The organism is Synechococcus sp. H60.1 (assembly GCF_047462335.1).
GTDB lineage: Bacteria > Cyanobacteriota > Cyanobacteriia > Thermostichales > Thermostichaceae > Thermostichus.
The window spans coordinates 1-7,507 of record NZ_JANSJA010000175.1; the positions used below are offsets into that span (position 1 = coordinate 1).

At 62.6% G+C, this 7,507-nt stretch carries 6 protein-coding genes; 4 read left to right on the forward strand and 2 right to left on the reverse strand.

The window, feature by feature from the left end:
* Window positions 1-102: 102 nt before the first annotated feature.
* Window positions 103-588: a DUF3531 family protein gene (locus NW852_RS08885; protein WP_414366439.1), complete on the forward strand. Its 486-nt coding sequence runs from the start codon at window positions 103-105 to the stop codon at window positions 586-588.
* A gap of 3 nt (window positions 589-591) precedes the next feature.
* On the opposite strand, the gene NW852_RS08890 is transcribed toward NW852_RS08885, so the two are convergent.
* Window positions 592-2,265, reverse strand: a complete 1,674-nt coding sequence (locus NW852_RS08890) for a sulfatase (protein WP_414370352.1) — start codon at window positions 2,263-2,265, stop codon at window positions 592-594.
* Between the two features lie 82 nt (window positions 2,266-2,347).
* Complete coding sequence (gene lptC / locus NW852_RS08895) at window positions 2,348-3,349, reverse strand: LPS export ABC transporter periplasmic protein LptC (protein ID WP_414426660.1); 1,002 nt, start codon at window positions 3,347-3,349, stop codon at window positions 2,348-2,350.
* On the opposite strand from lptC, the gene NW852_RS08900 reads away from it, so the two are divergent.
* From NW852_RS08900 to NW852_RS08910, 3 genes are all read left to right on the forward strand, one after another.
* Window positions 3,348-4,322 (forward strand): branched-chain amino acid ABC transporter permease, encoded by a 975-nt coding sequence (locus NW852_RS08900; protein ID WP_414398633.1) that lies wholly within the window; start codon window positions 3,348-3,350, stop codon window positions 4,320-4,322. The two genes, lptC and NW852_RS08900, sit on opposite strands and share 2 nt — an antisense overlap.
* Window positions 4,322-5,281, forward strand: a complete 960-nt coding sequence (locus NW852_RS08905; RefSeq protein WP_414334031.1) for a branched-chain amino acid ABC transporter permease — start codon at window positions 4,322-4,324, stop codon at window positions 5,279-5,281. Before NW852_RS08900 ends, NW852_RS08905 begins: the two co-directional genes overlap by 1 nt.
* Before the next feature lie 57 nt (window positions 5,282-5,338).
* Window positions 5,339-7,507: RNA degradosome polyphosphate kinase (locus NW852_RS08910; protein WP_414426661.1), on the forward strand; the 2,169-nt coding region annotated here is incomplete at its 3' end.

The following is a 7,507-nucleotide window of genomic DNA, read 5'->3' on the forward strand; positions in this document are numbered from 1 at the left end:
CCCCTCCCCCCGTATACGGGGGTACAGGGCGGGGCTCCTGCGGTTTCTAGCTGACCTGGGCCAGACTAAGATCGATGGCTAGGCCTAGCTGAGAAACCGTCCATGCAAGTGGAGTTTCGCGAGTGCGATCCGGGAAATCTCTGGATCTGGTTTGAGTTTGCGGAGCCGCCGGTTCCAGCGGAGTTGGAGTACCTCAGGGAAGTCCTAGAGTCGTGGTATGTGCTAGGCAAGTTGGGGGGATTTAACGCCGAGCGCCTGGTGGCCCAAGAGGCCGAGGCGGATCTCAGCTACTTGGAGTACCCTAGCGACTCGGCTCCCTTGACCTCCCTGATGCACAACATGGGATCCCTGGAAGAAAAGGACAACTGGGCCCGCTGCTGGTTTGATCTGGGCACTGCCGATGCCTTGGCGCTGGATGTGTTGATCAACGCCTTGCGCACCCTCAGCTTAGAATACATTGGCCTCACCCGCGTCATCATCGGTGGGCAGAACGAGGACTGGCCGACGGCGGATCCCGAGGAGACAGATGCCTACGATCTCAACGGCTACCTGCGGGATCATTGGGGGGAAGAGGGGGAGCTGGAATAGCTCCTACTCCAGGTAGCCCAGCTCTTGCATCCGCCGCACCAAGTCTGCGTTGCTTTCCATGTCAACTCGGCGAGGAGCGGTGCTGGGCCGGCGCGATTCTGCCCACTCCACCCACTGCCTTAGCCCTTGCCGCAGGCGGTCTAGCCAAGCCTGTGGAGAAAGGGATCCCAACTCAGGATCCCCCGGCTGAGAAGGGATCCCGGCCAAGAGCAGATCCCGCAGTTCCGCCGGATCCTGCTCCAGGTTGTAGAGGCTGGGGCGATCTCCGGTTTGGATCAGCTTGGTCACCCCTTCGTAGAGGGCTCGGCGGGTGTCGTAACAGGCGCGCGCCTGCAGCAGGCTGTCGTTGCGGTTTTCCATGGCCCGCAGGAGAAGGTGGGGCGGGAAGGCCTCGCTGAGCACCACCCCCTGCTCCGGATCCTCACCGGCCAGGGTGCGGGTCAGGCTGAGGCGGGCGATCTCGCGGCGGAGCTTGAGGCTGATACGGGGGGCGCCGTTGGCTAGAGAAAGGCTGGGGCGGAAGCCGGCAGCTTCCAAGAGAGTATGAAAGAGGCGGCGGGTGGAAACGGGGGTGGCCACGCGCTTTCCTGCCGGAAAATAGCCGGGGTAATGCAGGATCAGGGGGACGCGGATCAGCTCTTCGTAAACCACAAAAGCATGGCCGACGAAGTCGTGCTCCCCCAAGCCTTCGCCGTGATCCGCGACGATAGCCACCAGAGTGTTCTGCTCCAGGCCGGTGTGGCGCAGGGTGGCGAAGACGGATCCCAGCAGGTGATCCTGGTAGGCCACCTCGGCATCGTAGATGTCCCTGAGCACCTGCGCTTGCAGGGGAGAAAGCGGCTGCGGCAGGGGCGCCATCCAGCGGTAGGGCTGGGCGTTGTACTGGCGCAAAAAGTCGCGCGCCTCGCGGTTGGTCTTGAAGTAGGGGGCGTATTTCTGCACAAAGGGCTCCGGCGGCCAGTAGGGCAGGTGGGGCTCCATTAGGTTGACGAAGCAAAAGAAAGGCGGTGCTCCGGCAGGGCGGCGGGCTATCTGCTGCAGGTAGCGGTTCAGGTCGGCGATGGAGGCAGCCGTGTTGCCCTTAAAGTTCATCAGGCGGGTCCAGAGGGAGGCAAACCAGGGGTGCAGCGCCAACTGAAAAAGGGTGTCGGAGCGGGCAAAGGCATTTTGCACCGGGTAGGAGAGACGGCGCCAAAACTGGGTGTAGGCGGCCAGCCAGCGGTTGAGGGGAGCCGGCAGAGGGTTGCCTTCGGGAGGGCGGGTGGGTAGGGCCCCGCCGTAGTTGTAGAAAGTGTCGAAGCCCCGCCGCAGGCCGTTTTTCAGGATCCCGACCAGGGGGTTGTTGCAAAAGCCCACGGTGGTGTAGCCGCCCAGCTTCAACAGCTCCGCCAGAGTGGGTAGAGCAGGGCTCAGCTCCAGGTCTGCCTGAACGGTTTGGTGGGTGCTGGGGTATTCCCCCGTAAACAGGGAGGCGTGGGAGGGGATCGTCCACTGGGCGGGGGCGATGGCCCGCTCGAAGAGGGTGGACTCAGCGGCCAGCCGATCCAGGTTGGGGCTGGTGGGCACTTGGCGGGCCCGCTCTTCCTCTGACCAGTAGCAGGAAAGGCGATCCGCCCGCTGGGTATCCAGCACGATCAACAGAATGTTGGGGCGTTCCCCCCAGGCGGTCTCTGCCATTGCTGAACTCCTCACCACAACCCACCCAACACGGTTCTTAAACTATCTTGACATGCTCTTGTTGGCCCTTTGCCGTCGGCTCCTAGGGCAAAGTGAGCCGGGTTTGGCTGTTGCCTTGGATCCGGGCGGTGTTGGCCTGCCAATCCAGGATCCCTTGGTCACCGCTCACAGTCAGGGCTTGTCCAGGCTGGCGGTAGCGCACATTGCCCAGGGCTTGCAGTTGGGTGGAGCCGATGCGCCAGCGGATCTCTTGGGCTTCCAGCTCTTGGCCGGTCTGCAGGGATCCCGTTCCGCCAACGGGAACGGCTTTGGCTTTCACGTTGCCCAGCAGGCGCAGCTCGGTCAGGGGCAGCGGGGCCCGCAATTGCTCGCCGCTGAGGCGCACCCTTTGCTGGGGGGCATCCACCTCGACTGCTCCCAACGCCTGCACCTCGCCGGCACCAAAGTTCCAGAGCAAGCGGCTGGCGGTCAGCTCCAGCTCCGGATCGCGATACTTGGCCCGCACCGGTTGGCTTGGATCCCAATTCTCCAGTTGCATCTGGGCCTGGCCAAAGTCGATGCGCAAACGATCCCCCCACAGGGATCCCTGGCCGTCCAACAGCTCCACCTGTACCTGGCCCTCGGCTTCGAGGAGGCGCTCTTCCGGCAGCCACTGCAGCCGCTCTGCCTGCAGGCGCAGGTTGTCCCGCTCCGATTCCACCACCACTTGGCCCGTCAATTCCAGCCGCCGCTCGCCAGGATAGGCGGATCCCCGCTCGGCCCGGAGGCGGATGGCGCGATCGTCTGCGTCGAAAAACTCTCCCTCGATAGACTGCAAATGGGCGGATCCCAACTGTACGGGAGTGGAGCCGTTTTCTGGGGGGGACTCGTATTCGGCCAGGCGCGCCCGCAAGCGCCAGAGCAGGCCACCGTCAGGTTTGGCCTGGGTGAGAGTGATGTCTTCGTAGATTAACTGGGGGGTGGAGATAGGCTCGCGCGGGACACCCGGATCCCTGCTTGGAGGTGGCTCCGGCCCACCACAGGCAGCGCTCAGCAGGGCCAAAACCACTAGCCAACCTGGGATCCGGGAAGAGTTGGGCTGCATGGATCTCTCTTGCGCGCTTTCTCCTACCCTAGCTCTACCCTGCCGCTGGGCCGGATGGGATCCCGCTCTCGGCAAACCCGTGGCATCATCAGGGCAGAGTATTGCGGGGGCAAGGGTGGCCCAACTGTTGCAGCTTTTTATCTACGGCCTCGTCCTGGGCAGCATCTACGCCCTGGGGGCGATCGGGGTGTCGCTGACGTTCGGCATTTTGCGTTTTGCCAACTTTGCCCACGGGGATCTGATGACCTTGGGGGCCTATTTTGCTCTAACGTTTGTCGGGTTGGGTTGGCCGATTGGGGTGAGCTGGATCCCGGCGGCCTTGGCGACGGCACTTTGCGCGGTGGGGATCGACCAACTGATCTATCGCCGCCTGCGCCGGGAAGCACCGGTGATTTTGCTCATTTCTTCTTTTGGCACGGCCCTGATCTTGCGCAGCTTGGTGCAGATCGTCTGGGGGCCCAACAACCAGGTGTACCGCAGCGGCATTCAGTTGCCCTGGCAGTTGGGGGGGCTGCGCATCAAGCCGGATTGGGTGGTGATTCTGGTGGGAACGGCCTTGCTGGTGGTGGCTCTGCACCTGTTTTTGCAGCGCACGCGGGTGGGCAAAGCGATGCGGGCCATGGCCGACAATTTTGACTTGGCCAAGGTGACCGGCATTGAGACGGAGCGGATCATCCTCTGGACTTGGGCCATCGGCGCCGCCTTGGCCTGTGTGGCGGGCATCTTCCTGGGCCTGGATACGCGGCTGCACCCCACCATGGGCTGGCGGCTGTTGTTGCCCGTTTTTGCGGCGGCCATTCTCGGCGGCATTGGCCGTCCCTATGGAGCCATTGCTGGGGGGCTGGTAATTGGCATGGCGGAGGAGTTCTCGACTTTAGCGATCAATCCGGCTTACAAAACAGGGGTAGCCTTCGCCATTTTGGTGCTGATGCTGATCTTCCGGCCCACAGGGCTATTGGGGGGGCGGGCCTGATGTTGAGCTACGCCATCTTCTTTTTGGTTTTGGTGGGGATCTACGGCGTGCTGGTGCTGGGCCTCAATATCCAGTGGGGCTATGCCGGCATGTTCAACATCGGCGTGGGGGCCTTTTTTGCTGTGGGGGCCTACGCCAGCGCCATAGCCACGACGCCGCCCACCCCTGAACATCTGGGCGGGTTCAATCTGCCGTTCTGGGTGGGCTTTGCCATAGCAGTAGCCGCCGCCGGTGCGATCGCCTTCTTGATTGGCTTGATCACCCTGAAGCTGCGCTCCGACTATTTGGCTATTGCCACCATCGGCATTGCCGAGATCATCAGCCAAATCCTGAGGAACGAGGGCTGGCTGACCAACGGGGTGCGCGGCATCACCCGCATTCCGCGCCCCTTTCGCGGCTGGATCCCAGGGCAGGATACACTGCTCTACTTGGGCTTGGTGCTGCTGGTCTTGGCGGTGGTTTACTGGCTGAGTGAGCGGGCCTATCGCTCCCCCTGGGGACGGGTGCTGCGGGCCATCCGCGAGGATGAGCCGGCAACCCTGGCCGCCGGCAAAGATGTCCTCCAGTTTCGCCTGCAGGCGTTTGTGCTGGGATCCATGCTGATGGGGCTGGCGGGGGCGCTCTATGCCCACTTTGTCAATTTCATCAGCCCGGAAGCCTTCCAGCCGGAGTTTGCCACCTTTATCGTCTGGGTGATGTTGATCGCGGGGGGCAGCGGCAACAATCGCGGCGCCCTGCTGGGGGTGCTGGCCATTTGGGGGGTGTGGTCGGGCAGCGAGTGGTTGACCAACCGTCTGCCGCCCCAGTGGGCCACCCGGGCCGGGCCCTTGCGCATTTTGTTGATCGGGATCCTGCTGCAGGTAATTCTGCTTACCCGCTCCCAAGGGCTGTTGCCAGAACGCCCGCCCAAGCCTGTTTTGGACACTTCCGCCTCCTCCAAGCAGAACCCAGCAGGATAGGATTGGGTCGGCTCCAGCCGTTGTTGACGCTTTGAGACAACCCAGATCTCGGCCACCATGACTCCGCGCCCCAAGGAAACGGACTCCTCCTTGTCGCCCCGCAACCCCGATGCGACAGGTTGCCCCCCGAATGCCGGCCAGCCAGGGATCCCGACTGCGCCCATCCAGGAGGGCTATGCCTTGCCGGAGCACTACTTCAACCGGGAGCTGAGCTGGATTGAGTTCAACGCCCGGGTTTTGCACGAGGCCCTGGACGAGCGCACCCCCCTCTTGGAGCGGCTGAAGTTCCTCGCTATTTTCGAAAGCAACCTGGACGAGTTCTTTATGGTGCGGGTGGCGGTGATCCGCCGTCAGTTGGAAACAGGCGTGCTGCTGCCGACCCCCGATGGCCTCACGCCGCAGCAGCAGTTGCGGCAGATTTCCCAGCACCTGCGCCCCCTGATTCAAAAGGTACACGAGTGTTTTCGGCAGGAATTGGTGCCTAAGCTGGCGGAACAAGGCATTCACATCCGCGATTTTTCTGAGCTGGCCGAGCCGGAGCGGCAGGAGCTGCGGGAGTATTTCGACCAACGGTTGTTTCCTGTGCTCACTCCCTTGGCGGTGGATCCGGGCCATCCTTTCCCCTACATCTCCAACCTCAGCCTCAGCTTGGCGGTGGTGGTGCGGGATCCGGAAACCGGCAGGGAACACTTTGCCCGCATCAAGGTGCCCAGCACCCTGCCCCGCTTTGTGCCGCTGCGGGACGGGGTGAGCTTTGTGCCGCTGGAGCAGGTGATTGCCCACCATCTGGAAGCGCTGTTCGTGGGCATGGAAGTGCTGGAGTACTACCCCTTCCGCATCACCCGCGGTGCCGATCTGAAAATCCAAGAGGACGAAGCCGACGATCTGCTCGCGGCCATTCAAGAAGAGCTGCGCAAGCGCCGCTTCGGCTCGGTGGTGCGCATGGAGATTGCCAAGTCCATGCCGTCTGCCATTCGACAGCGGCTCTGCGAAGAGCTGCATCTGGATGCTGACTCTGTCTACGAGGTGGATGGGCTCCTCAACATGGGGGGGCTGATGGCGTTTCTCAACCTAAACCGGCCCGATTTAAAGGATCCCCCTTGGGGGCCCGTCACTCCTCCCCGCTTGCGTACTGCCTCGGTCAGCGACGAGCCGGTGGATATCTTCTCCGTCATCCGGGAAGGGGATCTGCTGGTGCATCACCCCTACGACTCCTTTGCTGCCAGTGTGGAACGGTTTCTGGAGGAGGCGGCCAACGATCCGCAGGTGCTCACCATTAAGCAAACCCTCTACCGCACCTCTGGCGATTCGTCGGTGGTGGGATCCCTCATCCAGGCTGCCGAAAACGGCAAGCAGGTGGCCGCTCTGGTGGAGCTGAAGGCCCGTTTCGACGAAGAAAACAACATCCTCTGGGCCAAGAAGCTGGAAAAAGCCGGGGTGCACGTGGCCTATGGCCTGCCAGGGCTGAAGATCCACTGCAAGTTGGCCCTGGTGGTGCGGGAAGAGGGGGGATCCCTGCGGCGCTATGTCCACATCGGCACCGGCAACTACAACCCCAAGACCGCCCGTATCTACACCGATCTGGGCCTGTTTACCTGCAACGAGACCCTCTGCAACGATGTAACCGAGTTGTTTAACCTGCTAACTGGCTACTCGCGGCAGCGGCACTTCCGCAAGCTGCTGGTGGCCCCCCGTACCTTGCGCCAGGGCATGGAAGCCTTGATCCGGCGAGAGATGCGCCATGCCCAGGCAGGACGCCAAGGGCGCATCATCGTCAAGGTCAACTCCCTCACCGACCCACGCATGATCCAAGTGCTCTACGAGGCTAGCCAGGCAGGGGTGGAGATTGATCTCATTGTGCGCGGCATGTGCTGCCTAAAACCAGGGATCCCGGGCCTGAGCGAGCGCATCCGCGTTATCAGCATCATCGGGCGCTTTTTGGAGCACTCCCGCATCTTCTACTTCTACAACGACGGCCAGGAAGAGTACTTCATCGGCAGCGCCGACTACATGACCCGCAACCTGGATCGCCGCGTCGAGGTGGTGACCCCTGTAGAGGATCCCCTGTTGCAGCAAGAGCTGAAGGCGATCTTGGAGATTTGTCTGACGGATAACCGGCAAGCTTGGGAGCTGCGCCCCGATGGCACCTATGTGCAGCGGCAGCCTAAGCCGGGAGAGCCGGTGCGCTCCACCCACCAACGCCTGATGGAGCGAGCCGCCAGCCGC